Source organism: Micromonospora sp. NPDC048040 (assembly GCF_055587185.1).
Genome location: NZ_JBVJGT010000046.1, coordinates 1 through 25,001 on the forward strand (window position 1 = coordinate 1; position 25,001 = coordinate 25,001).

General features: G+C 72.2%; 20 protein-coding genes and 2 pseudogenes. 13 read left to right on the top strand and 9 right to left on the bottom strand.

Features of this window, described 5'->3' with window-relative positions; genetic code table 11:
- Positions 1 to 79 precede the first annotated feature (79 nt).
- Positions 80 to 3,415 carry a S8 family peptidase gene (locus tag ACZ6O2_RS28645; RefSeq protein ID WP_466025011.1) on the top strand — a complete coding sequence of 1,112 codons (3,336 nt, stop codon included), beginning with the start codon at positions 80 to 82 and terminating at the stop codon, positions 3,413 to 3,415.
- Positions 3,416 to 3,565: 150 nt separating this feature from the next.
- Here the strand turns inward: ACZ6O2_RS28645 and ACZ6O2_RS28650 are convergent.
- Positions 3,566 to 4,447, bottom strand: a pseudogene (locus ACZ6O2_RS28650) (DUF817 domain-containing protein); the annotation flags it as partial.
- Positions 4,448 to 4,614: 167 nt separating this feature from the next.
- On the bottom strand, positions 4,615 to 6,513 hold the full coding sequence (locus tag ACZ6O2_RS28655; RefSeq protein WP_466025012.1) for a zinc ribbon domain-containing protein: 1,899 nt from the start codon (positions 6,511 to 6,513) through the stop codon (positions 4,615 to 4,617).
- A 264-nt stretch (positions 6,514 to 6,777) separates the two neighbouring features.
- Here ACZ6O2_RS28655 and ACZ6O2_RS28660 point away from each other — a divergent pair.
- From ACZ6O2_RS28660 to ACZ6O2_RS28695, 8 genes and pseudogenes are all read left to right on the top strand, one after another.
- Positions 6,778 to 6,973: pseudogene (locus tag ACZ6O2_RS28660) on the top strand (DALR anticodon-binding domain-containing protein).
- A gap of 90 nt (positions 6,974 to 7,063) precedes the next feature.
- Entirely contained in the window at positions 7,064 to 8,077 is a 1,014-nt protein-coding gene (mtnA, locus tag ACZ6O2_RS28665; RefSeq protein WP_466025013.1) for an S-methyl-5-thioribose-1-phosphate isomerase, read from the top strand.
- A gap of 34 nt (positions 8,078 to 8,111) precedes the next feature.
- A complete protein-coding gene (locus ACZ6O2_RS28670; RefSeq protein WP_466025014.1) occupies positions 8,112 to 10,070 on the top strand; it encodes a bifunctional aldolase/short-chain dehydrogenase in 1,959 nt (652 codons plus the stop codon).
- A 27-nt stretch (positions 10,071 to 10,097) separates the two neighbouring features.
- Entirely contained in the window at positions 10,098 to 10,382 is a 285-nt protein-coding gene (locus tag ACZ6O2_RS28675) for a carboxymuconolactone decarboxylase family protein (RefSeq protein WP_466025015.1), read from the top strand.
- Positions 10,379 to 10,633 carry a hypothetical protein gene (locus ACZ6O2_RS28680; RefSeq protein WP_466025016.1) on the top strand — a complete coding sequence of 85 codons (255 nt, stop codon included), beginning with the start codon at positions 10,379 to 10,381 and terminating at the stop codon, positions 10,631 to 10,633. Before ACZ6O2_RS28675 ends, ACZ6O2_RS28680 begins: the two co-directional genes overlap by 4 nt.
- Before the next feature lie 488 nt (positions 10,634 to 11,121).
- Complete coding sequence (locus tag ACZ6O2_RS28685) at positions 11,122 to 12,156, top strand: hypothetical protein (protein WP_466025017.1); 1,035 nt, start codon at positions 11,122 to 11,124, stop codon at positions 12,154 to 12,156.
- A gap of 431 nt (positions 12,157 to 12,587) precedes the next feature.
- Positions 12,588 to 13,223 carry a hypothetical protein gene (locus ACZ6O2_RS28690; protein ID WP_466025018.1) on the top strand — a complete coding sequence of 212 codons (636 nt, stop codon included), beginning with the start codon at positions 12,588 to 12,590 and terminating at the stop codon, positions 13,221 to 13,223.
- 167 nt (positions 13,224 to 13,390) lie between these two features.
- Positions 13,391 to 13,585: a hypothetical protein gene (locus ACZ6O2_RS28695; protein WP_466025019.1), complete on the top strand. Its 195-nt coding sequence runs from the start codon at positions 13,391 to 13,393 to the stop codon at positions 13,583 to 13,585.
- A 169-nt stretch (positions 13,586 to 13,754) separates the two neighbouring features.
- Here the strand turns inward: ACZ6O2_RS28695 and ACZ6O2_RS28700 are convergent, their stop codons facing one another.
- Both ACZ6O2_RS28700 and ACZ6O2_RS28705 read right to left on the bottom strand, forming a co-directional pair.
- A complete protein-coding gene (locus ACZ6O2_RS28700; RefSeq protein ID WP_466025020.1) occupies positions 13,755 to 13,901 on the bottom strand; it encodes a hypothetical protein in 147 nt (48 codons plus the stop codon).
- A 607-nt stretch (positions 13,902 to 14,508) separates the two neighbouring features.
- Complete coding sequence (locus ACZ6O2_RS28705; protein WP_466025021.1) at positions 14,509 to 15,420, bottom strand: replication-relaxation family protein; 912 nt, start codon at positions 15,418 to 15,420, stop codon at positions 14,509 to 14,511.
- Between the two features lie 1,052 nt (positions 15,421 to 16,472).
- Here ACZ6O2_RS28705 and ACZ6O2_RS28710 point away from each other — a divergent pair.
- Entirely contained in the window at positions 16,473 to 16,952 is a 480-nt protein-coding gene (locus ACZ6O2_RS28710) for a hypothetical protein (RefSeq protein ID WP_466025022.1), read from the top strand.
- A complete protein-coding gene (locus tag ACZ6O2_RS28715; protein WP_466025023.1) occupies positions 16,949 to 17,257 on the top strand; it encodes a winged helix-turn-helix domain-containing protein in 309 nt (102 codons plus the stop codon). Before ACZ6O2_RS28710 ends, ACZ6O2_RS28715 begins: the two co-directional genes overlap by 4 nt.
- 228 nt (positions 17,258 to 17,485) lie before the next feature.
- Here ACZ6O2_RS28715 and ACZ6O2_RS28720 read toward each other — a convergent pair whose 3' ends face one another.
- From ACZ6O2_RS28720 to ACZ6O2_RS28740, 5 genes are all read right to left on the bottom strand, one after another.
- The gene (locus tag ACZ6O2_RS28720) at positions 17,486 to 19,024 is read right to left on the bottom strand and encodes a mannitol dehydrogenase family protein (protein ID WP_466025024.1); all 1,539 of its coding nucleotides are present in this window, start codon (positions 19,022 to 19,024) and stop codon (positions 17,486 to 17,488) included.
- On the bottom strand, positions 19,021 to 20,082 hold the full coding sequence (locus tag ACZ6O2_RS28725; protein WP_466025025.1) for a dihydrodipicolinate synthase family protein: 1,062 nt from the start codon (positions 20,080 to 20,082) through the stop codon (positions 19,021 to 19,023). The genes ACZ6O2_RS28720 and ACZ6O2_RS28725 overlap by 4 nt, the downstream gene beginning before the upstream one ends.
- A gap of 70 nt (positions 20,083 to 20,152) precedes the next feature.
- Positions 20,153 to 20,809: an SGNH/GDSL hydrolase family protein gene (locus ACZ6O2_RS28730; RefSeq protein WP_466025026.1), complete on the bottom strand. Its 657-nt coding sequence runs from the start codon at positions 20,807 to 20,809 to the stop codon at positions 20,153 to 20,155.
- 15 nt (positions 20,810 to 20,824) lie between these two features.
- Complete coding sequence (locus ACZ6O2_RS28735; protein WP_466025027.1) at positions 20,825 to 21,832, bottom strand: Gfo/Idh/MocA family protein; 1,008 nt, start codon at positions 21,830 to 21,832, stop codon at positions 20,825 to 20,827.
- Positions 21,833 to 21,845: 13 nt separating this feature from the next.
- On the bottom strand, positions 21,846 to 22,709 hold the full coding sequence (locus tag ACZ6O2_RS28740; protein ID WP_466025028.1) for a Gfo/Idh/MocA family protein: 864 nt from the start codon (positions 22,707 to 22,709) through the stop codon (positions 21,846 to 21,848).
- Positions 22,710 to 22,919: 210 nt separating this feature from the next.
- On the opposite strand from ACZ6O2_RS28740, the gene ACZ6O2_RS28745 reads away from it, so the two are divergent.
- Positions 22,920 to 23,879 (top strand): dienelactone hydrolase family protein, encoded by a 960-nt coding sequence (locus tag ACZ6O2_RS28745; protein ID WP_350709901.1) that lies wholly within the window; start codon positions 22,920 to 22,922, stop codon positions 23,877 to 23,879.
- Positions 23,876 to 24,880 (top strand): hydroxyacid dehydrogenase, encoded by a 1,005-nt coding sequence (locus ACZ6O2_RS28750; protein WP_466025029.1) that lies wholly within the window; start codon positions 23,876 to 23,878, stop codon positions 24,878 to 24,880. Before ACZ6O2_RS28745 ends, ACZ6O2_RS28750 begins: the two co-directional genes overlap by 4 nt.
- The last annotated feature ends 121 nt before the right edge of the window (positions 24,881 to 25,001 follow it).

The window sequence follows — 25,001 nt, forward strand, 5'->3', positions numbered from 1 at the left end:
CCCGCATCCGCAGCGAACGACAACGACGCTGGGGCCAACCCACCACCCACGCAGCCTGATCCCAACACCGCGAACGTTCGTGGTCACGGCACTAGCCGGGGCGGTGCCCACCGCCGCGTCGGCGGGCCCTGACCGCCCGTCCGGCCTGACACCCGTCGCCAACCCGTCCGCCACGGAGACCGTCACCCTCGTCACCGGCGACCGGGTCGCCGTGCAGGCCGGGCCTGACGGGCGGACCGCCTTCACCATCCAGGAGGCCGACCGCGACGGCGACGTCTCGTTCGAGACGCTCACCTACGGCGACGACACCTACATCATCCCGTCCGACGCCGCGCCGTTGGTCCCCGAGGTGCTGGACCGGGAGCTGTTCAACGTCACCAAGCTGGCCGAGTACGACTACCACGAGTCGGTGCCGGTGATCGTCAGCTACGAAAAAACGAAGGCTCCCCGCACCCTCTCCGCGCCAGCGGGCGCGAAGGCCACGGCACATCTGTCGAGCATCAACGCGGTCGCCGCCACCATCGACCGCAGCGGGCGCTGGTGGCGCTCCGCGCAGCCCTCGGGTGCGGCCGGAGACATGAAGCTGGCCCGCACCGGAACGCTGGCCGGCGTCGACAAGGTGTGGCTCGACGGCATGGCCAAGGTGACGCTCAGCGACAGCGTACGGCAGATCGGCGCGCCCGAGGCGTGGGCCGCCGGCTACGACGGCACCGGGGTCACCGTGGCCGTACTGGACACCGGCGTCGATGCCGACCACCCGGACCTCAAGGGCAGGGTGCTGGCCGCGCAGGACTTCACCGACAGCGGCGACCCGCGCGACCGGCACGGGCACGGCACCCACGTGGCGTCGACGATCGCCGGCACCGGAGCGGCCTCCGGCGGCAAGTACACCGGCGTGGCACCGAAGGCGCAACTGCTCAGCGGAAAGGTGTGCGTCCAGGAGGGCTGCCCGTTCTCGGCGATCATGCTCGGCATGCAGTGGGCCGCCACCCAGGGGGCGGACGTGGTGAACATGAGCCTCGGCGGTGGCTTCAGCGACGGCTCCGACCCGCTCAGCCAGACGGTCAACGCCCTCACCGAGCAGCACGACACCCTGTTCGTGATCGCCGCCGGCAACTCCGGACAATCCGGCGAGGGCTCGGTCGACGCGCCCGGCGCGGCCGACGCGGCGCTGACCGTGGGCGCGGTCGACAGGGCCGAAAAACTCGCCTACTTCTCAGGGCACGGGCCGCGGCTGGTCAACTACGGGATCAAGCCGGACCTCACCGCCCCCGGCGTCGGCATCGTCGCCGGCCGTGCCTCCGGGACCGCCATGGGCAGCCCGGTCGACGACCACTACACGGCCGCCTCGGGCACCTCCATGGCGACCCCGCACGTCGCCGGTGCGGCGGCGCTGTTCCTGCAGAAGCACCCGGGCACGTCTCCCGCCGCGGCCAAGGCGGCGTTGGCGAGCACGGCGGTGCCGAACGGCGACCTCGCGGTCTACCAGCAGGGCGGCGGGCGACTGGACGTGCGCAACGCCCTCAACTCGCCGGTGCTGCCCGACCGGTCACCGCTGGATCTCGGCTTCTTCACCTACCCGCAGGACAAGACCGCCCCGGTGAGCACCACGGTCAGCTACACCAACCGCAGCACGAAGACCGTCACCGTCGACCTGGCGCTCGACGTCGAGAACCGGGCCGGAACCGCCGCGGGCGCCGACATGCTCGCCGTCTCGCCGGCCTCGCTGACGATCGAGCCCGGCGCCACCGCCAAGACCACGGTCACCGTGGACGTCCGGGTCGGCGAGGCCGGGATCTACGGCGGCTACCTGACGGCCAGCCAGAACGGCACGGCGGTCAACCGCATCCCGGTCGGGTACTACAAGGAGGAGATCCGCTACGAACTGCGGGTGAAGGGCATCGACCGCACCGGCCGGCCCGCCAACGCGCTCAGCATGATCGACGTACTGGACGTGGACGACCCCGGCCGGTTCATGGAGATCAGCAACCAGTTCGACGACGGCGTGGTCACCCTGCGGGTGCCGGCGGGCGTCTACTCGGTGGCCGGCCTCATCTACACCCAGAACGAGCAGCAGGGCTCGCGGCCGGAACAAACCTGGGTCGGCGACCCCGAGATCGAGATCAACGGCGACACGACGCTGGTGTTCGACGCGCGGCGGGCCGCCCCGGTCAGGATCGTGACCCCGGAGCCGGCCACACCGACCGGCATCGCGACCCTGGGGTGGTGGCGTCAGAGCACATCGGGCTGGCCGTTCGCCCACAACTTCCACGGATCCCCCTCGCCGCTGTCCGCGGTGCCGACCGAGTCGGTCACCCGCGGCGAGTTCGAGCTCTACACCCGGCAGCGGCTCGTGGCCGGGCCGCAGAACTCGATCCTGTACGACCTGGTCGTGCCGTTCCACGAGCGGGTGCCCGCCGACCCCACCTTCGTGGCCGATCCGGCCCGGCTGGCCAGGGTGAACAGCCGCTACCACAGTGACGTCACCGCGCACACGATGCTCGAGCTGCGGCACTTCTACCGGCCGTGGTCGCTCTCGTCGAGCCAGGTGGCGGCCCTGCACGCGGCGCCTCGGGAGCGCGTCGAATACCTGGTGGCCGAGGAGAACTGCTACGCGCAGTGGATGTACGGAGCAATCGCGTACCTCGGGCAGTTGATCGAGCCGACCACCTGTTACAAGCCGGGTGAGCGGCGCGACCAGAGCTGGTTCCGGCAAGTGGCCCGGCCCGGGTTCAATGCCGGCAACCAGCTCGATCCGGGCGTGCCGACGACCCGCGACGGCGACCTGATCTCGCTGTCGATGGTCGAGTGGCTGGACTCCGACGGGCACCACGGCACGGCGGACGCCAGGGTCGACACCGCCGCCGTCCGCATCTACGAGAACGGCAAGCTGATCGGCGAAGGCCCACGCCCCCGGGGCTCCATCACGGTCAGCCCGAAGACGGCCGAGCACCGCATCGAGTTGGACGTGGCCCGCAAGGCGGCCTGGTGGACCACCTCCACCGAGACCCGCACCGCCTGGACCCTCCGGTCGAAGGGTTCCACCTCGGATCCGATGGTGCTGCCACTGCTACAGGTCGACTACGACGTCCCGGTGGACCTGCTCAACACCACCGCACCGCCGAGCGGTCGGCAGGGTCCGCCGACCGTCGGGCTCACCATCGGCCACCAGGCCGGTGCCGACGGCCCGGCGATCGGCGGAGCCAAGGTGTCGATCTCGTACGACGACGGCGAGACCTGGCAGCAGCGCCCGGTCCGGGGCCTCGGCGACGGCCGGTTCGAGGTGGTCCTCGACAACCGCGACCCGGCGGAGACCAACGGTTTCGTGGCACTGCGGGTCGAGGCGTGGGATGCCGACGACAACCGGATCGAGCAGACGATCACCCGGGCCTGGCAGCTGCCACCCGCCCGCTGAGCCCATGAGGCTCCGGTAGGCGGGCCGAGCACAACCACCGAGGTTGGCCGGTTGACGACGGCGGTCGTCGACCGGCCAACCGCTCTGGAAGCGCCCGCCGGGCCCGACGGTCCTCCGGGTCACCCGGTGGGCGGGTCACCCCGCCGGGAGGGGCCGCCGTTGTGGGTTGTCGGGCGGCTGCGGCGGCGAGATCCAGGTGACCAGCACGACCGAGATGATCATGAGGAGGAACCACGACGCGAGCTTCTCCGGCGAGACCGGGTGCCAACCGCTCACCTGGCTCGGGTAGAGCCAGGCCTGCGACCAGGTGGCGATGTTCTCCGCGAACCAGATGAAGAGGGCGACGAGGAGGAAGGCCAGCAGGAGCGGCATGCGCAAGCGGAACCGGAACACGCGGAACTGCATGACACAGCGCCCGAACACCAGCGCGACGACGGCGACGAGCACCCATCGCACGTCCCGGACGTAGTGGTTGCTGAAGAAGTTGGCATAGATCGCGGCGGCCACGACAGCCGTCCCCCAGCGTCTCGGGTAGCGCGCGAAACGCAGGTCGAACAGCCGGTTGACCCGGACCATGTAGGAGCCGACGGCGGCGTACATGAAGCCGCTGAAGAGGGGCACCCCGCCGAGTCGCAGGACCCCGTCGGGCGCGTAGGACCACGAGCCGATCTGGGTCTTGAACAGTTCCATGGCCGTGCCGACGAGGTGAAACAGCACCACCACCCGCAGCTCGCGCAGGGTTTCCAGGCGTCCGGCCACCATCGCGATCTGGATGGCGACCGCGGCGAGAGTCAGGAAGTCGTTGCGGGCGAGTGCCGCGTCCGCCGGGTACCAGAGGCGCGCCGCGAGGATGATCGCCAGCATCGCCGCACCGAACACGCACGCCCAGGCCTGTTTGAGCCCGAAGACCGCGAACTCGGCCAGCCAGCAGATCGGCCCGCGCTCGGGCAGCCGTGCCAGGACCGCGCGGAAGCGGGCGTCGATCGCGCGTTCGGCCGTGGTCAGGGCGGCTGGTCCGGACGGGGTATGCATCGCCCCCGACGCTATCGGCCGGCGCAGCACGAGCCGGCACCGGCGGCGGTGCTCCTCGGGCGGGGCAGCCCGGCCAGCAACTGCCGGAGCCGTACGAATCGCTCAGCGGAATCCACCGCCGGTCACCCCGCCTGTTCGACCGGCAAGGTGGAGCGGAGCGTCTCTGGTCAGCTTAGCGATCCTGTGTCGGATTGGGTTTCCGGGATCGTTTCCCACCGTGGTGGGGAGGCGTGGGCGTGGAGGTGGAATCCTGCGCCCAGTGCTGCTCCTCGTGGCCGGTGGCCGGTGGTGGGTGTTGTGCTGGTCGTGTTCACGCCCTGGTGTCGGTGGGCTGCGCGGGGCAGCCTCCGGTCCGTTGGTGCGTGTCCCTCCGGACGCTTGCCCGCTCGGCTGTGGGGCCGGGTGGGGGAGGGTGCCCTGCGTCGCCTGGGCGCGGGGCGTGGTGTCTTGTGCCGGGTCGGGCCGGCCTTCGACCGGTCCCGGCGGCTGGTCTTGGTGGGGGTGACGACGGCTGTGGCTTCGAGCTTGTCCACGACCGAGCGGATCGTCATGGCTGCGGTGGTGCGGTCGGTGACGGTCGTGGCTTGGTGGGTGAGGCCCCGGGCGGCGATGCGGCGCCAGGCGCCGTTGTCGCGGTCGCCCTGCCAGCCGCAGCCGCCGGTGTCGGGGCAGACGGCCCACTTCCAACCCGCCACGGTGGGCTTGTCGGGGGCTTTGCGGTGTTGCAGCGGGGTCAGGCATTGCGGGCAGTGTTTGGAGGTGTTGCGGGCGGGGACGGTGACCACGGCGATACCGGTCTCGGCGGCGAGGTGACGCATGCGGTCGGTGATCTTTCCGCGTACCTGCTGGGACAGGCGGGTGTTCAAGGTGGCACCCATGCCTCGTGCTTCCATCGACCGCAGGTCTTCCATGTAGATCACGCTCGCCTTGGCGGCGATCGCTTGGTCGACGGTCCATCTGGCGGCGGCCCACGCGAGGGCGTCGTTGAGGTGTGAGCGGCGGTCGGACACCTGCCGGATCTCGGCGCGCAGCGCCTCGTGTTTCGCTCTCAGGTGCTCGTCGGGGCGGCCGCCGGTCAGCCGCAGGTACTGGTCGTCTTTGGCGTGCAGCTGTTCTGACAGGCGTCGGAGGCGGTGCTGTTTGGCGAGGACTCCGGCGGCCCGGAACTGGCCACCGGCCCCCAACGCCGTGATCCGCCCATCCTCGCGACGTCGCAGGGCCCCCGCGCTGAGGAGCGTGTTGAGGCCCCAGTCCACGCCGAGCGCCACCGTGTGACCGGTGGGCTGGGCCTTCGGCACGGCATGGGTGTATGCCATATCGGCGCGTACCTGTCGGCCGGTTATGCGGAGGGTGGGCAGGTGCAGCACCGCCGAGGCGGGAACCGTGGGCGGCAGGATGATCGGGCAGGCGACCCACGTCCAGTCCCGATACGCGCGCGGATCCGGGCGGGTGGGCAACTGCAACCGCAGCAACACCCTGCCCGGGTCGGCCTCGCAACGCTCGATGGTGGCCTGCTGCCGATCACACGCGGCCAGCAGCAGCATCCGCGGGACCTTCGGGACGCCTTCGAGCTCGAACACATCCACCGGCAGCCGGCCATGCGCGGCAAGGAACGTGGCGACCTGCCGGGTTCGGCCCTTGACGATGCTGCACGGCAGATGCTCCCCGCCAGGAATCGACGCCCGAACCTGATCCCACTCGACGACACTGCGCCTACGCGGATCGGCCGGCCACGTCGCCAACACCCCCGCGGTCACATCAGCACGCCACCCCACCGAACGCAGAACACGCCCCGCCTGTTCCTGCGCCATCCGCACGACCCGGTCGTTGACCTTCACACCCTCCGGGACGGTGACCGTCCAACCCAAACGCCGCAACGCCATCCACGCATGCGACGGCAACCTCCGGCCACCCGCGTCCACCCCACCGGCCAACACTCCCACGTCCGCGGCATTCCAGTGCTCGCTGATCAGAGCGCCCACCATCCCCGCCACCAGATCAGCACACCAGCCGACCCGCTCGGCAACCGCGACCTGGGACAGCACCTCACCGGTCTTCTCGTCCACACCCCCACGCACAAAGGCGCGGGCACACGCCGTGCGGGACGTCTCGCCGTCGGCCAGCGGCAGCTTCCCACTCACCGGCCTACCGCCTCGACACCGATCGCAGAAAACCGGCGCCCACGGCCGAACCACGCCACCGGAACCCTCCCCGAACCAGCCCAAAGACGAAACGTCACCGGGTGAACACCCAGACGCTTCGCGGACTCCGCGAATCGAAGAAATCCCACACCATCAATCTATGATCACCCAAGATCCCTAATCAAGATGGTGAGCCTGGAGTTCCACCGCCTCGCCAGCCACCTGCACCGGCTCGCGACCGCGTTCAGCGCGTTCTACGAACGCTGCCCGGTGTTGCGCCCCCGGCGAGCTGCGGCAGAGACGGTTGGTGTTGGCCGACCTGACCGCCCGGACACTGCGGCAAGGGCTGCACCTGCTCGGCATCCGAACCCTCGAACGGATGTGACCCCGCGGCGCGGTCACGGGGCAGCAGGGAGGTAGCGGGGGAGCGGGTGGCCACCGTAGGTTTATGGGCTCCGGACAGTGAGGGGCGTGGATGCGGACCATCGACTGGCGGGACGGTCTGATCATCGCGATCGACCAGACCCGGCTGCCGCACGAGGTCAAGTTCCTGGAGATCGGGACCGTCGAGGAGTTGATCGCGGCGATCCGGTCGCTGGCGATCCGGGGCGCACCCGCGATCGGTGTCGCCGGGGCGCTCGGCGTGGCGCTCGCCGCCCGGCTGTATCCGGACGACCCGGCGGAGCTGCGACGGGTCGTCGACGCGATCCGGGCCGCCCGCCCGACTGCCGTGAACCTCGCCTGGGGCGTCGACCGGGTACGCGTCCGGCTCGAGGCCGAGGGCGCGGAGGCGGCCCTCGCCGAGGCCCTGGCGGTGCTGGAGGAGGACGTCCGCTGCTGTCGTGCGCTCAGCGAGCGGGGTGCCCGCTGGCTGGTCGAGACGGTGGGGCCGCAGGTGGCGGTGCAGACCCACTGCAACGCCGGGGCACTGGCCACCGTCGAGTGGGGCACCGCGCTGGGCGTGGTCCGTTCCCTCCAGGAGCACGGGGCGCTGGCCCACGTGTACGCCTCGGAGACCCGCCCGCTGCTGCAGGGCGCGCGGCTGACCGTGTGGGAGTTGGCCCAGATCGGCGCGCCGCACACCCTGGTGGTGGACTCGGCCGCCGCGTCGGTGCTGGCCCAGGGCCTGGTCGACGCGGTCGTGGTCGGCGCGGATCGGATCACCGCCAACGGCGACGTGATCAACAAGGTGGGCACCTACCCGCTGGCCCTGGCGGCGGCCCGCGCCGGGGTGCCGATGGTGGTCGCCGCCCCGGAGTCGACCGTCGACCTGGCCACCCCGACCGGCCGGGACGTCCACATCGAGGTACGCGCCCCCGAGGAGATCACCGCTCTCGGTGCAGCGGACCTGGCCCCGAAGGGCACCGGTACGCTCAACTACGCCTTCGACGTGACCCCGGCGGACCTGGTCACCGCCATCGTCACCGAGCGTCGGGTCATCCTGCCGGCCGCCGGCGGCCGCCCCGACGACCCCACCGCCCGGGCCTGACCAACCCCGACCCCTCCCGCGAGGAGCCGCCCCCATGCTCGACCGCTGGTCCGCCGCCGACGCCCCGGACGCCGCCGATCCGATCGCGCGACTCGTGTACGCGTCCCGGCTGCTCGGTGCCGACACCGACCTGGTGCTGCACGGCGGGGGGAACACCTCGGTCAAGACGACGGTCACCGACCTCACCGGGGAGCCGGTGGAGGTGCTCCACGTCAAGGGCAGCGGCTCCGACCTGGCGACCATGGACGCGTCCGGCTTCACCGCGCTGCGGCTGGACCGGCTGCGGGCGCTGCTGCGGCTGGAGCGGCTCGCCGACAGCGACATGATGAACGAGCTGCGCTGCGCCCGCCTCGACGCCACCGCGCCGGACCCGAGCGTCGAGACGCTGCTGCACGCGCTGCTGCCGTACCCGGCTGTGCTGCACAGCCACGCCGACGCGCTGCTCGCCCTGGCCAACCAGCCGAAGGGTGACCGGCTGGTCGAGGAGGTCTACGGCGACCGTGTCGTCGTGGTCCCGTACGTCATGCCCGGTTTCGACCTGGCCCGGCTCTGCGCGGAGCTGTACCCGGCGCGCGCCCACGCCGGCACGGTCGGCGTGGTCCTGCTCAATCACGGGCTGTTCACCTTCGGCGCGGACGCCGAGGAGGCGTACCGCCGGCACATCGAGCTGGTCACGCTGGCGGAGGAGAGGATGGCCCTGCCGCGGGCCCGGGTCGCGCCGGCCAAGCCCCGTCCGGTCGACCGGCTGCGTCTGGCCCGGCTGCGTCACGAGGTCTCCGCCGCGGCGGGTGCCCCGATGCTGCTCAGCCGCTACGAGGACCCGGCCGTGCGGGCGTTCCTCGACCGGCCCGACCTGGCGGCGGTTGCCACCCGCGGCCCGGTCACCCCGGACCACGTGCTGCGCACCAAGCGGATCCCGCTGGTCGGCACCGACGTGGCCGGGTACGCCGACGACTACCGCCGGTACGTCGAGCAGAACCGCTCCCGGGCCCGGACGGTGCTGACCACGCTCGACCCCGCGCCCCGGGTGATCCTCGATCCGGAGCTGGGGATGCTCACCGCCGGCCGCCGGGCGGCTGAGGCCGTGATGGCCCGGGACATCTATCGGCACACCGTCGACGTGATCGAGACGGCCGAGGCCGTCGGCGGCTATCAGGCCCTGTCGGCGCAGGACATCTTCGACATCGAGTACTGGGAGTTGGAGCAGGCGAAGCTGCGGCGGGGCGGCCCGGTGCCGGAGTTCGCCGGCGAGGTGGCCGTGGTGACCGGGGCGGCCTCGGGCATCGGTCGGGCCTGCGCCGAGGCGCTCCAGGCCCGGGGGGCCTGCGTGGTGGCCCTGGACCGGGACCCGTCGGTCGCCGTGTCGGACGGCCCGGCCCGGCTCGGCCTGACCGTCGACGTCACCGACTCCGCGGCCGTCGACGCCGCCCTCGACACGGCGGTGGACCGGTTCGGCGGGGTCGACATCGTCGTCGCGGCCGCCGGGATCTTCCCGGCCAGCCGGGAGATCGCCGGGCTGGACCCGGCCGACTGGCAGCGCACGATGGCGGTGAACGCGGAGTCGGTCGCGTACCTGTTCTCCCGGACTCACCCGCTGCTGGCGCTGGCGCCCCGGGGCGGGCGGGTCGTCGTGGTCGCGTCGCGCAACGCCCTGGCCCCCGGGCCCGGCGCCGTCGTCTACTCCGCGTCGAAGGCGGCGGTGACGCAGGTGGCCCGGGTGGCGGCGCTGGAGTGGGCGACCGACGGCATCCGGGTGAACGTGCTGCACCCCGACGCGGTCTTCGACACCGGGCTGTGGAACGCGGAGTTGCTGGAGGCTCGGGCCCGGCGCTACGGGCTGACCGTGGCGGAGTACACGCGCCGGAATCTGCTCCGTACGGAGATCACCAGCGCCCGGGTCGGCGACCTGGCCGCCACGCTCTGCGGGGAGACGTTCGCGGCCACCACGGGCGCACAGATCACCGTGGACGGGGGGAACGAGCGGGTGATCTGAGGCCGGGCTGCCACAGATCGGGCCTCCGTGCCGCGCTGGCGGGAGTCGGACGTCTTCACGCCGTTGGAGCGCGACGTGATGGCGTACGCCGAGGCGACGTCGCAGAGGCCGCCGACCGTCACCGACGAGTTCTCCGCTCGGCTGCTCGGGCAGCTCGGGGCGCCGGCGATGGTCGAGCTCACCGCGTCGGTCGCGCTGGCGAACCGGTTCGCGCGTACGAACTTCGCGCTCGGCATCGAGGCCCAGGGGTTCGCGGCGACGTGCGGCCTGGCGCCCCTGGCGCAGTTGAGCCGCGCGGCGTCGCACGCATGACCGACGACCCGTTCGTCGCCCACCGCAGCCTGCTGTTCACGGTCGTCTACGAGCTGCTCGGCTCCGCCACCGACGGCGGAGGCGGTCGGCAGGACGCCAGCGGCGGTGCAGCAGTCGCCCACCGCGCCCGGGAGCACGTGGCCGCGCGACGGCAGCGGGTGCGGGTGGGTCTGGCGGTGACCGCGGAGCGGGATGCGGGGTGGTGGTGGCCATCGTTGGACAGCCGCAGCGGGTGCGCTCGACGTGCGTGATCTCGGTGCCATGGCCTCGGTGCGGGCGTTGGTGCCGGGTGCCCACGACGCTCTCGATATCGTCCGTTCGGATTACCCTGGGTCGGCTGTTCGGTAGCGCGACGGTCAGCCTTATGGCAGACTCCCAGTGGGTTGTTTGACACCTACGTGTCACGCGGCGAGGGGATGAGAGGCGCGGGCGCCAGCCGGTGTAGGCCGGCCGGGCCCGTGCCTCTCTTCACGCGCTCCGGCGTCGTTGGCGGCGGTGACCTCGTTCATGCCGGTGGGGCTGGGACGACCGCAGCGGGGACGGACGCCGGTGGCCCGAGCGGATTCGCGCCGGCCGGCGCGAGCACTCCGCCTCGACCGGGCCGGTGATCGCGCCCGGCGAGGACTGCCTCGTTCGGCACGACGCCTTCCCCGTCCGCTCGCGTGTCGGAGCGTGTCGATGCGTTCACTGTTGGCACAATCGGCGTCGTCGGGAAGGACAGTCCCCGGAGGTGCGCGTGGTGCGGTTTCGCGGCCGATTCGCCCGGACGATGCTGCGTGGGACGCTGGTGGTCGGCGGCGTCCTCGGCGCCTGGGGCGTGGCCGAGGCGATAGCGGAGGAGACTGCCTACGCTGCCGGCCCGCCTCGCCTGTGTGCGTTGGGCGACCTGCTCGACACCGGGGCCATCGTCGGCGGTGCGCCCTCCTGCACTGCGTCATCGCCCGCCGACCCGGGGCCTGCGGCCATCGTCGGTATGGGCGTCGGGACGGCGACGCCGGGGACGACCGGCGGGATCGCGCCGGCGCGTACGGAGGTGGGGATCTCGGTACGGGTGCCGACTGGTGCGCGGCTCGCGCAGGTGCGGGCACCGGTGCGCCGGGCGGCGGACACCATCCCGTCCGCCGGAGTGGACTCGGTCGCCGAGGTGGCCGAACCGGTGACGCGTCGGCTCGGGGGTGATGCTCCCGTCGTACGGGAGGCCGCCGAGGCGGACTTGCTCGAGCCGGTCGGTGCGGTCGTTCGTCCGGTGGTCGAGCCGGTCGTGGAGGTCCTGGCGCCCGCCCTGGCGCCGGTGCTCGAGCTGACACAGCCGATCATCGGCCCGCCCGCCGCGCCTTCGCCTCCGACCGGCGATCCGGTGGACGTCGTGCCCGCGCCGGCCGACGACGTGCCGGTGGTCACGGCGCCCGCCACGGACGAGGGCCTGGTGCCCGCGCCGCCGACGCGCCGCAGCGTCATGCTGCGCATCCCGAACAGCGTGGCGGCCACCTCACCCGCGACGACGGGGGAGCCGACGTCTGCCGGTGCGCCGGACGCCGGCGCCGCCGAGTCGAGCCACCCGATGCGGCAGTCCACGCCGGCCCACGCTCCCGGTGTGACGCCGGCCGCGTCCGGCAGTTCGGTCAGCAACGGCTCCGCCAGCGGGTGGACCGGCACCGCCGTCGACACCGAGCCGGGTTCGTGGATCCCGGACCTGCGGTCCCAAGGCTGGTGCGCGACCCGCTGCGAGGAACTCGCGGACCGGCCGCGCCAGCCCGATACCCGACCCGCCTGAGCCCTCCCGCCTGGCTCCGGCGGCATCGTCTGCCGTCACCATCGTCAGTAGTCGCCGGCGGCGTGACGACCCCAAGGGACGGCGTACGGGTGGCGGCTCACATGTCGGCAACCCGCTTCGCGCAGCGATGGTCGTTGTCGCGATGGCGAGCCACGCCGCCGGCGGCGCGGCCGCACTGCGATCGCCGGGACGGCCCGATGACGGGTCGTCGCTGCGGCCACCGGACTCGTGGCCGGGTGAACGACCAGATGTCGTGTCCGCACGACGAGCGCCGCTCCGCCTCGGCGCCCGTCACCTGCCGTCGTACGGATCGAGCCGCCTGGACTTTAGGCACCGTCGTCGGCCGGCGCAGGCCGGGCGCCGACCGAACGATCCATCGCCCTGCGGCAGCTCCGTCTGTCGACCAGCCATACCTCTACCGAGGAGACGTTGTGAAGGAAACTCTGCCGCTCGGACGTGCCAGATGGTGCGACATCGCCGATGTCGCTCACCTTGTCGCCGATGCTCTCGCCACCAGCACCCTCGGGGCATGGCTCGTACCCGACGAGCGCCGTCGACACGACGTGCTCCGCGCAGTCACCCGGATCTGGACCGAGCACGCGCTCCTCTTCGGCGAGGCGTACCTCCTCGACGACCACTCCGCCGCCGCGGTCTGGTTCCACCGGTACGGCCGGATCCCACCACCGATCGGATACGGCGAACGGCTCGCCGTCGCGTGCGGCGACCACCTCGACCGATTTCTCTGCCTTGACGGCGTCCTGGCCGCCCATCGGCCCACCGGCCCCCACAACCACCTGGCGTTCTTCGCCGCCATGCCGGACCGGCAACGCGTCAGCCGCGTCGGCACCCTGCTCACCACGAGCCACGCCCGGATGGACCACGCCTTGCTGCCCGCCTACACCGAGGCGACCACCCTCGCCGAGCGTGATCTCTACGCCCGGCACGGCTATGTCGCCCACGAGCCCTTCACGCTCCCCGACGGGAGCACCGCCTGCCCGATGTGGCGCAGCCCGGGGGCGCACATCACGCCGTCACAGCTCACCCGACGCGGATCTGTCGGCCGCTGACCCCTTCCCGCCCACCGCCGTGCCTGTCTGCCTACCGCTCGTGTACTCCATGGAAGGGACGTTTCCGGTGTCGAAACCAGCCACGACAGGATCGCCTGGAGTTGGACGCTGAAGTGCCGGCAGATCGGGTTTCTCGTCCGCGCCGTCTGAACGGACTCCCGATCCGGGTGATCCTCGACGCCTCGGCGATCCTCGCGTTCGCCGAGGCGTCGATCGACGTGGGCGAGGTGATCGCCGAGGTGGCCGACGAGGGGTGCATGTTCGGGCTGCCGGTGGCGTGCCTTGCCGAGGCATTTCGGCTGGCCGACGCGGACCGCCTCGACATGGTCGTCAACCATCGGCGATGGGCAGCTCAGCCGTAGGGCCGCCAGCCTGAGCGGCCCGCCGTCGAGCTGCAGTGGGGGCTGACGCTAGACGCATGAAGCGCGGCCGGACAGCCACCTGGCAGCCCGCCACCCGGCGAGCGCTGCTCGCAGAGCCCGTCTGGTCGGGTGGCGGGCTGCGCCCGCCCCGGGATGAGGCGGGTGCAGGTCATGCCGCTCGTGGCGGGCTTGTGGGCTGGTGCAGGCGTAGGAGGCGGGCGAGTTTCGCGGCTTGGTCGATGTCGGGGAGGCCGGCTTCGGCGGCGAGGGCTTGGATCTCGGCTTCGGTTTCGGGGTCGGTCAGGTAGCGGGCCATCGACAGCGTCCCCGGCAAGGCTTGGGGTTCGGTCTGCGGGTGTGCGGTCGGGGCCTCGCCGTCGGCTGCCCTCGTGGGCTGGGCCAGCGGCGACGGGTGTGGTGTGGTCGCGCGTGATTGCTGGTCACGGCGTGGGGCCATGTCCCTCCCAGGACGGCGCGTGGCGTGAGGTCGAGGTGTCGGACCATCGGCAACTCCCTTCGGATGGAGAACTTGGTTAGACGTTGGATCGCGGGTGGTACCGGCCGTCAGGCGGCGGACCGACGGCGGTCAGGGCCGCGGGGAATAACTCCGGTGGCTTCGGAAGTGACGAGTGCGCCGCCCCGCGGTCTGTCACGTCGGGGTGGCTGGTGTGAGTGCGCGGGTCGTCGCCGGGTCTGTCGCATGAGGCCGGCGTTGACAGGTCGGTGAGAGCTGGCGAGGCTTGCGCCGCCGCCGGTGGCGTACCGTTCGTCCCTGTCTCGCGCGGTGGGGGCCGTACGGCGGGCGACGGCCGTTGCGCCCGGGGGTTGGACGGGTGTGGGCGTGCGCGGCTTGAAGGGCGCACATTCCCCGCGAGGCGCCGCGTGCCCGCCGGCTCGTCCGGCTGCCCGCCCGGTCGGGCCGCTCACGGTGGGGTGGGGAACTCGTTGTCGTGGGCGGTGTCGGTGTAGGGCAGGTCGATGAGGCGGTAGCGGCCGGCGCTGCGGCCGGCCAGTTGCCAGACCTGCTCGGCGGGGCTAACGCTGGTGGCGGTCCGGAGTTCGGCGGTGGTAGTGGCGATGAACGCCCTTGTCCTGGCCTCGGCGAGGCGGTGGTGCAGGTTCGCCTCGCGTCGGGCGGAGGGTAGGTGGAACAGGACCGGCCATGCCCAGGTGCTCATGGCGTACAGCCGTTCGTACTTGGCGATCTTCTCGGTGAGGATGTCGAGGCGCTCGCGTCCGGTGTCGTACTCGAGGAAGAACGGCACGGCCCGCCTGTGCTCGGTCCAGACCCCGGCGCCGTCCGGGCGGGGCAGTCCTGTCGGTCCGTGGACCATCATCTCGGGGTTGCCACCTTCGCGGTAGAACACGCCCGGGTCGTGGAAGGCGGACGCGGGCTGCCAGCGGTCCAGCCGGCTGTTGGGGTGGGTGCGGGCGTGGGCGGCGAGGTCGATGAAGACCTGGTTGCCGCCTAGCAGGTGCGGCAGGTCCGGGCGCGACGTGAGGGCTTGTTTGCGGCGGCGGGCCTGGTCCCGGCGTGGTCGTCCGAGTCCGCGTTGGGCGTGGACGTGGTCGTAGCCGAGCTGGTCCAGGACGTAGTGGTATGGGTAGGAGCCGCCGTAGGCCCGGTTGGGGCGGAAGCGGTCTGCCGCGCGGAGGACGGTGAGACGGCGTAGCCGGCGTTGGGCGAAGTCCAGGGACGGGAACAGGGCGGCGGCGATCTGGTCGGTGGTGAGGACGCCGTGGTCGTAGAGCCAGCCGAGGAGCCGGTCGTCGCGGGCGGTGATGCTGGCCTGTAGCCGCAGCAGCGGATCCGGAGCGGGTAACGGTTTACGCATGGGCGGCCCCTGGGGGGACACCCCACGCATGAGGGTGTGTCTGGAGCGGTATCGAGCTGGTGAGAGCGGCCCTGACCTGGGCTGTGAGCGGGATCGGGGGGTCGGTTCGGGGGTCAGGATCAAGACGGACGGTAGAACGGGGATCGACACTGCCACCGACACTGCCACCGACACGGCCGGCCATACCGGATTCGGCGTGACGGTGCCGTGAGAGGCTGTGTGAGTCGGGCCGGTAGCGGCGCTGACGGTGGCCGCTGTGCGGGGACATCATCGTTGTTGCTCCTTGGTCAGAGGTGCGGGTAGGCGTAAGGCGCGCGAACCAGCCGCTGCGGTGGGCGGGAGCGCGCTGACAGGTCTGGTCGGGTTCTGTCAGCTCGTGGGCTTCCTGACAGACGCGCGCTGGTCTGACAGCGGCGGCTCGGTCTGACCGGCGTCGCGGGTCGGGTTCCGTCATGGGGCCTCCCGCTGTGACAGATCCGGTGCGGGCGGGTTGGTTTCGGCGCGTAGGACGCGCACGAGCGCGGAGGCGGTGGCGGTGGCGGTGGCGTTGGACAGTTGGTGCCCGTCGTCGCGGAGTTGTCGGGCGAGGGCTTTGCGGGACAGCGGCGTCCCCTTGACCGCGAGGGTGCGGGCGGCGGTCCGGGCGGCCGGGACCAGCGCGCGGACCGCCGTCGTCCGTCGACGGCTGGTTGTCCCGGCGGTCCGGGACCGCCGGAGACCGGTCCGCGACGGCGGGGACCGCAGTCGCGGGGTCCCGGACCGCGGCGGCGGTCCCGAAGACCGGCGCTCTGATATCCGGGACCGCCGCGTCAACGGTCAGCGCCGGTCCGGGCTCAGACCGCACGGGCTGGACGGTGGAGTGGGGTGGGGCGAGGTCCGCGCGGCCGAGGGCGATCTTCACCATCGCCAGGAACCGGGTTCATCGAAGCCGGGCTCCGCCCACAACGTCCGGAGCACCATCCCTTTCCGCTACGGAACTACTTGCCTACTAGGAAAGTTAATGCTCTACTTTCCTAGTAGGCAAGTAGTCGCCTTCCCCTCAAGGAGAAGTCATGGCCGAGTCAGCCGTGTCCCCCGCAGCGGCCGCCGACGCGCTCGCCGAGGTCCACATCCGCCGTGACCAAGCGATCGCCGCGGCGCTCGTCCCTGACTGGTACTGGCTGGCCGTGGGCGGTCTCATGGTGGCCTTCACCGCCGCCGTGGAAAGCCGGCTGCCGTGGCTGATCGCGGTGGGCTCGATCGCGTACGCGCTGGGTCTGGCCGCCGTCGTCGTCCGTGTCGCGGTGCGGCACCGTGCCCAGGTGCACCACAGCCTGCTCGGCGTACGCGGCGCCGTCGCCATCGCCGGCTACGTATGCTGCCTGGTCGCGCTGGGCTTGATCATCGGCTTCGCGGCGGACGGGTCGGGGGTGGTCTTGCCGGCCACCGTCGGCACGGCGGCGACCGCCGGGGCGATGACCGCCACCGGTCCGGTCCTGATGCGGTACCTGCGCGCGATGATGACCGCCCGATCGATCGCCGTCGGTCGATGACCGTACCCCGGTTCGACGAGCTGATCCACGCGCCGACCCGGCTCTCCCTGGTCAGTCTGCTGGCCGCCACCGAATGGGCCGAGTTTCGCTACCTGCGCGAGCAGCTCGGCCTGTCCGACTCCGCGCTCTCCAAGCAAATCGCCACCTTGGAGCAGGCGGGCTACGTCGAGGTGCGGAAGAGTTTCGTGGGCAAGCGTCCGCGCACCTCGGTCAAGCTGAGCCGGTACGGACGCGCTGCCTTCGACGGTCATGTCGCTGCATTGCAGCAGATCGTGGCCCGTGGCGGTGCGACTGTGCTGCCGTGACTCCCGCCGGCGAACACGACCCACAGGGGCCCGTCCGACCAGCGGCCGGGCGGCGTCACCCGACGGCGGCAGGCGCGTGGCCACGATGACAGTTGAGCAGTGCTGGTCGGCTCTTCCGCTCGGAGCAGGAGAGCCGACCTGAATTACCGTACTGACCGGCGGCTGAGGCGTCGCCTGTCGCCGCCGAGCCGAGGCATGGCCAACCGGGCACGTAGCGTCGATGGCTCCTCACCGCGACCACTGCTGACTCGTGCCCAGCGCCGCGGTCGCCGAGCCCTGTGCCGGAGCGGTGGTGTCGCACCGCAGGCGGGCGACGTGGTCGACCAGGGCGGCCCGCAGACCGTCATGGTCCCGAAGGTCAGCCCCGAAGATCTCCCGGACGTCCAGGAAGGAGCTGACCAGGCGGTGCGGATCGGTGCCGCCGGCCACCACCGCGGCGCGCAGCCGGTCGGCCAACGGGTCCGCCAACGGCACCGCCCTGTCGCAGGCGTCGGCGACGTACGCCATCCACGCGGCGATCGCCAGCGCGGCATGGTGGGGCACCACACCGGCGGCGAGGCGGTCCCGAACGGTGTCCACCAGCCGGACCGGCAGCTTCTGGGATCCGTCCATGGCCACCTGGGCGGTGCGGTGCCGCAGCGCCGGGTTGGCGAAGCGGGTGAGGACCTCGCGTCGGTACCGGTCCAGATCCAGTCCCCGCGGGACGCACAGCGTGGGCGCGACGTCCTCGGTCATCAGCGCGTCGGCGGCCACGGCGAGGTCGTCGTCGGCGAGCGCCTGCGCGATCGTCTCGTGTCCGCGCAGCGCGCCGAGGTAGGCGAGCAGGGAGTGGGTGCCGTTGAGCATGCGCAGCTTGACGGCCTCCCAGGCGGCGACGTCATCGGTGAGCACCGCTCCGGCCAGTTCCCAGGCCGGTCGGTCGGCCGCGAAGTCGTCCTCGATCACCCACTGCCGGAAGGGCTCGGCGACCACGAGGCCCTCGTCGCGCAGGCCCAGGATCGCCGCGGCCTCGGCACGGTCTCGGGGGGTGGTGGCCGGGACGATCCGGTCGACCACGCAGGACGGAAAGCGTGTCGCCCCGGCGATCCAGTCGGCGAGCACGTCGCCCTCGGCCGACGGCAGTGCGGCCAGGAAGTCGTGCACCAGGTGGCGCAGGACCTTGCCGTTGCCGGCCAGGTTGTCGCAGGACAGGATCGTGACCGGACCGGCGTCGAGTGCCCGCCGTCGTCGCAGCCCGCGGACGAGTTGACCGACGGCGGTGCGGGGCGGGCGGCCCCGCAGGTCGGCGACGATCTCCGGATCCGTCAGGTCCAACCGGCCGTCGGCGCCTCGCCGGTAGCCCTTCTCGGTGACCGTGAGGGTGATCAGCCGGACGGCGGGATCGGCGAGTCGGTCGACGACCGCCGCCGGATCATGCGGTCCGGCGAGGATCTCCCGGACACTGCCGACCACCCGCAGGGGCGCGGCTGCCGGCCCGCGCTCCAGCACGGAGTAGAGGCCGTCCTGCGGCGTCAACTGGTCGCGTACGACCGCGGAGCGTTGCGTCACCGCGGTGATTCCCCAGTCGTCGCGGCCGGCGGCGGCCGCGGCCAGTTCGGTGAAGGCCGCCTGGTGCGCCCGGTGGAAGGCACCGATGCCGAGGTGCACCATGCCGACCCGCACCGCGCGCGGATCCACGGCCGGCCCGACCCAGCCACCGCGACCCCGCGGCGCAGCGGCGAGGCCGCCCAGCGACAGCCGTGGCCCCGACCCTGCCGTGGCGCTCACGACAGCCAGCGGTGGAGGTGCTCGGCGACGAAGTCGTCGTCGCGTAGCTGCGGGTACGCCCGCCACACCCGGTCGATCTCCGCGAGCTGACCCGGGCTGAGCGATTCGCGCTCGTCCAGGCACCACAGCCCGGCGAGCAGCCCCTGCCGGCGCAACACCTCGTGGATGCCGGAGATGCAGCCGTGGAACCTGCCGGCGACGTCGAAGATGGCGGCGTTGGCGTCGGTGAGGGCGAGTTCGGTGGCGAACGCCTCGCGCAGCGCGTCCGGGTCGCCGGCCTTCGCCAGCCGGACGGTCCGGTGCAGGTGCACCGCGCGCTGTGTCCACACCGACCACTGACCGAGCAGCCCACCGACGAACTCGAGTTCCCGGGAGCCGTCGACGGGGTAGCGCGAGAGCAGGTCGCCGACGATGTGGTCGTCGTTGCCGGTGTAGAGCGCGACGTCGGCGCTGCGCCCCGACGCGGCCACGCCGAGGATGACGTCGAGCGACGCGTACCGGTCGAACGGGGCGACCTTGATGCCGATGACCGACGGCAGGTCCGCCAGGCTGGTCCAGAACGACCGGGACAGAACCCGGCCGCCGACGGCCGGTTGCAGGTAGAACCCGATCACCGGCAGCACCTCGCCCACCGCCGCCGCCCGCCGGACCAGCTCGTCCTCGGTGAGGTCGCCGGCGCCGTACGGGGCGAGCAGGATCGCGTGGTAGCCGAGTTCGGCGGCCAGCTCCGCCTCGGCGACGGCGTGCCGGGTCGGCCCGCAGGCGCCGGCGACGAGGATGGTGTCGCGGGTCGGGTACTCGGCGGCGGTGGTGGCGGCCAGTTCGAGGACGGGCCGGAGCAGGCCGTGGCGGGGCTCGTGGATGGCGAACTGGGTGGTGTGTACGGCGACGGCGACGCCGCCGGCGCCGGCCTCCAGGTAGTAGCGGGTGAGGGCGCGTTGGCGGCGCTCGTCGAGTTTGAGGTGGGCGTCCAGCGCCAGCGGGTGCGCGGGAATCACCGTGCCGGTACGGAAGAGTGTCAGCGGGTCGGTCGTCCTGGCCTGAACCGTCGTGGTCATCGGCGCCTTCCATTCCGCGTCTGGAATCGATTGGGTCTGCCCGGCACGCTGCTTTTCCTTCCTCCGTGGGTCAGGGAATCGTGAGGCGGCCGGAGCGGCTCGTGGGATCCCAGGCCCCGAAGGCGCCGAGCAGGGTGCGGGCCATGGCCCGGTGACCGTGCTGGCCGGGGTGGCACCCCATGGCGTACCAGTGCTCGGGCGCCGGCCGGTCGGTGTCGGTCCACACGGCGTAGTGGTCGACCAGGGGCGCCGCGGTGTCGGTGGCGACGGCCCGGACCGCGTCGACGTAGCGGGGGAGGTGCTCGACGACGTGCTCGGGAGCCGTCGACAGCGTGTCGTTCGGGGTCTGGACCACGACCAGGCTGTCCGCCCCGGTGCGGAGCCGCTCGACGACCGACCGGTAGGTGGACGAGAACTTGGCCAGGCCGGCCTCGCCGTGCTTCGTGTCGTTCAGCCCGATGCCCACCACCACGACGTCCGGCCGGAAGCGCAGGGCGAGCCGCTCGAGACGCTCGTCGAGGTCGGTCACGGTGTAGCCGCTCACGGCGGTGTTGACGAACGCGTCCGCGGTCCGACCCAGCTCGCGCAGGCGTTCGGTGAACAGCTCCGGGTACGACCGGGCGCCGTAGGTGTGCCAGGTCCCAGCGGTCACGCTGTCGCCGATGAACGTCCAGGTCAGCGGCGTCTGTCGGGCGATGACGGCGGTCAGTGCGGGGTGCGGGTCCACGTTTCGCTCCTTCTGTCAGTGGATGCGTACCGGTTTCCCGGCCCGACCCGACTGGTAGACCGCCTCGATGAAGGCCACGGCCGCCCGCGCCTGGGCGGCGGTGACCAGGGGCGGGCGACCGGTGCGGGCTGCGGTGACGAAATCGGTGAGCTGGGCCAGCTGCTGGTCGGTCGGTACGTCGTCCGGCCTGGGTGGTTGCCCGCCGTGCCTCGAGGTGTAGTGGGCGAGCTGTTCCGCCTCCACCACCACCGAGCCGCCGTCACCGAAGACCGTGTACCGGATCGGGACGCTGTCGTAGGCGGCGGTGGTCGCCAGGAAGGTCAGCAGCGCGCCGCTGCGCAGCCGGGCGGTGATGGTGACGGTGTCCTCGACCTCGATGCGTTCGTGGGCGAGCAGGTCGGTGTACGCGAACACCTCGTCGACCTCGCCCAGCAGCCACAGCGCCAGGTCCACCAGGTGCACACCCTGGTTCATCAGGGCGCCGCCGCCGTCGAGGGCCCAGGTGCCACGCCAGTCGCCGGCGTCGTAGTACTCCTGGCTGCGCCAGAGCGCGACCTCGAAGGTGGCGGCCGTGATCCGCCCCAGGTGACCGTCGCGGACGGCGCGGAACACGAACTGGTTCGCCTCGGCGAACCGGCGTTGGCTCACGACGCTCAGGGTCCGGCCCGACCGCTTCTCCGCGTCGAGGATCTGATCCGCGGCCTCGACCGTCACGTCGATCGGCTTCTCCAGCAGCACGTGCTTGCCGGCCTCGAGCGCGGCGACCGTGACGGCCGCGTGCAGACCGCTCGGGATCGCCACGACCACGGCGTCGACGTCCGGGCGGGCGAGTAGTTCCGGCACCGACCGGGTGGCGTCGACTCCGAACTCGGCCGCGACGGCGTCGGCGTGTCCGGTGTTCGCGTCGGCGACCGCGACCAGCGTCGCGTCGGCGGCGCCGCTGACCAGGCGCTGGACGTGGGCCCTGCCGATGACGCCGACCCCGATGACGCCGACGCGGAGCGGACCGTGGGGTGGGGGCATGTTCCGTCCCTTCCTAGGACCGGCTGGTCAGCGCGTCGGTGATCGCCGCCATGACCACGATCGGGGAGAGCAGGGTGCGCGGGTCGACCGGTGACCGCCCTTGGTCGCAGGCGTCGACGAACCGGGCGAGCGCGGGGGCGTTGTAGTCGGGGCCGATCGTCGGTGACTCGGTCAGTACGCCGCGCGTCCCGGTGGCCACCACCTGGAACGGGACGCGGTCGTCGGCGGGCGTGACGAAGGTGAAGGTCACCACGACGTCGCCGATCCGGGTGAGGGCCACCGCGGTGTCGCCTTCGCGGACCAGGTCGACCGATGCCGACTCCGGCTCGACGTGCGGGTCGCCGAGCAGTTGCAGGGCCAGTTCCACCTGATGGATGCCGTAGAAGAACAGGCCCGCCCACTCGCTGTCGGGATCGGCCGGGCCGATGACGGCGAGCTGGCGCAGCCGACCGATCCGTTCCTGTGGGTCGGTGAGCCGGGCGACCTCGGGGACGAACCGCAGGGCCGAGCAGGACACCAGCGGCGCGTGGCCGCGCGCGGCGGCCGCGAGGATCGCCTGGGCGTCGTCGACCGATGCGGCCAGGGGCTTGTCGACCAGCACCGGCAGCCCGGCGTCCAGCAGTGGCTCGGCCTGTTTCCGGTGGTGGCGTCCGTCGCGGCTGCTGACGATCGCCGCGTCGACCCGTCCGATCAGGTCGCTCGGCTCGTCGACGACGAGTTCGATGCCGCCGGTCTCGGACAACGCCGCGTTGCGGTCGGTCGGGCCACCGGCCAGGGCGACCACCCGGTTGCCGGGGTGTCTCTGCTCGGTGTTCAGGAAGCGGACGAAGTGGTCGACGTGCGAGTTCTCGGTGCCGATGATTCCGATCCGTCTCATCCGACTGCCCTCTTCGACATCGACGGCCAACTGCCCATAGCCTTGCCTGCAATCGGTTGCACGTCAAGAGCCTTCCCGGTTGTCGAGGTGTCCTGCCTGGATGGACGTGCTGCACGTTAGCCGTGTCCGATCGGCCTGCCCCGCGCAGGACCCTCGACTTCCGTGAGCAATCGATTGCAGTCGGAGTGGGCGCGGACTTACCCTGGCCCGGTGACCCCCGAAGGTGCCGCCGACGAGCATCACGAGCCGGAGCAGGGCCGGAACTGGTGGCGGCGGTGGCTGGGCGCGGTCCGCGATCCGGACGGGTCGTGGGAGATCGGATCGGCGCGGAAGACCGCCGACGGGACGCTGCGCTGTCCCGTCGACCTGACCTCGTACGGGACGACGATGCGGGCGGAGCTGGTCCGGCCGGCGGGTGAGGATGCCCGCCCGGCCGTGGTCGTGCCGTTCTACGAGGTGGCCACCCTGTTCGGTGAGCCGTGCGTCCGCACCGCCGGCCACAGTGCCGCTCGACGGCGGTCCCAGGCCTACGCCCGGCACCTCGTCGCGCGCGGCTTCGCGGTCCTCGCCGTGCCGTGGTGGTTCGAGTACGTGCTCGATCCGGCGACGGAGACGGCCTCGCTGAGCGAACGGTACGGACCGAGCGCCGCGTCGCACGCGGACTCGTTGGCGATCACCGGTCTGGGCCGCAGCCTCGCCGACCTGTTCCTCGCGGTGGACGCCCTCGCCTGCGTACCGTGGGTCGCGCCCCGCCGGATCGGTGCCTTCGGCCACTCGCTCGGCGGGAAGCTGGCACTGCACCTGACCGCGCTGGACACGCGGATCGCCGCGGGAGTCGCGCACGAACCGGGCCTGGGCCTGGCGTACTCGAACTGGGCCGATCCCTGGTACCTCGACGGCGCGGTGCCGCCCGACCGCGACCATGACGACCTGCTCGCCCTGGTCGCGCCGCGGCCGTTCCTGCTCGCCGGCGGCGGCGCCTCGGACGGATGGCACAACCACCGTCTGGTCGAGCGGGCCGCCCGACGGTGGCCCGGACCGCCCGGCCTGGAAACGCTCTACCACAACACCGGACACGCCCATCCCGACCACGTCCTGGACGCCTGCTACGCGTGGTTGCGCGGGCGCCTGGCCGCTGTCGACACCCCCGAGGAGACCTGCCCGCCATGACCAAGCCGACCCTCTGCGTCGTCGTCGCCCCGGACGAGTACGACCTGCTGTTCGCGCCGGAGGCCCAGCAGCGCCTGCACGACCACGCGGTCGTCGAGTTCGGCGACGGCGACCGGGGGACGGTGCTGCCGCCGGCCGCCGCCGACCGGTTCGACGTCGTCGTCACGTCGTGGAGCACGACGCCCTTCGACCCGGCCCGACTGCGTGGCGAGCGGCTGCGACTCGCCCTGCACTCGGCCGGTTCGATCCGCCGGCTGTTCCCGGTCACGGTCCTCCGGTCCGGGCTGCGGGTCTGCCAGGCCGGCGCGGCGGCCATGGCGCCCGCCGTCGCCGAGATGGCGCTCACCCTGACCCTCGCCCTGCTGCGGAACCTGCACCGGCACGACCGTGCCCTGTGGACGGGGCGTGACTGGGCGGCGGCACGGCAGCCGGTGCTGGGCCGGGCGCTGGCGGCGCGCAACGTCGGAATCGTCGGTTTCGGTCGCACCGGGCGGGAGTACGCGCGGATGGTGCGGGCGTTGGGCGCGTCGGCGCTGCGGGCGTACGACCCGTACGCCGACCCGACGGTGGCCGCGGGGCACGGGGTGGAGTTGGTCGGGTTGGCGGAGCTGTTCCGGTGCAGCGACGTCGTCGCCGTGCACGCGCCGTCCACCCCGGAGACCCGGCACCTGGTCGGCCGCGGCGAACTCGCCGCGCTGCCGGACGGCGCGATCGTGGTCAACACGGCCCGCTCCTGGGTCGTCGACGAGGAGGCCCTGCTCGCGGAGCTGGTGCCGGGCCGGCTCTCGGCCGGGTTGGACGTGTTCGACACCGAGCCGCTGCCGGCGACGAGTGCGTTCCTGGGTCTGCCGAACGTCGTCGTCACGCCGCACGTCGCCGGCGGCACGGTCGAGGCGCGGCAGACGCAGGGTCGGATCGTGGTCGACGAGCTGTGCCGGTTCGTGGCCGGCGCACCGCTCGGACACGAGGTGAGCGTGGAGTCCTACGACCTGCTGGCGTGACCGGGCCGGCGGGGCGCGTCGCGGTGAGGGCCGGGTGCCGACCCCGGCGGGGTGGTCGACCGCTCGTCGGTCGTCGACCGGCCAACCTGCATTGACGACATCGCTCGCCAGGAACAGTTCG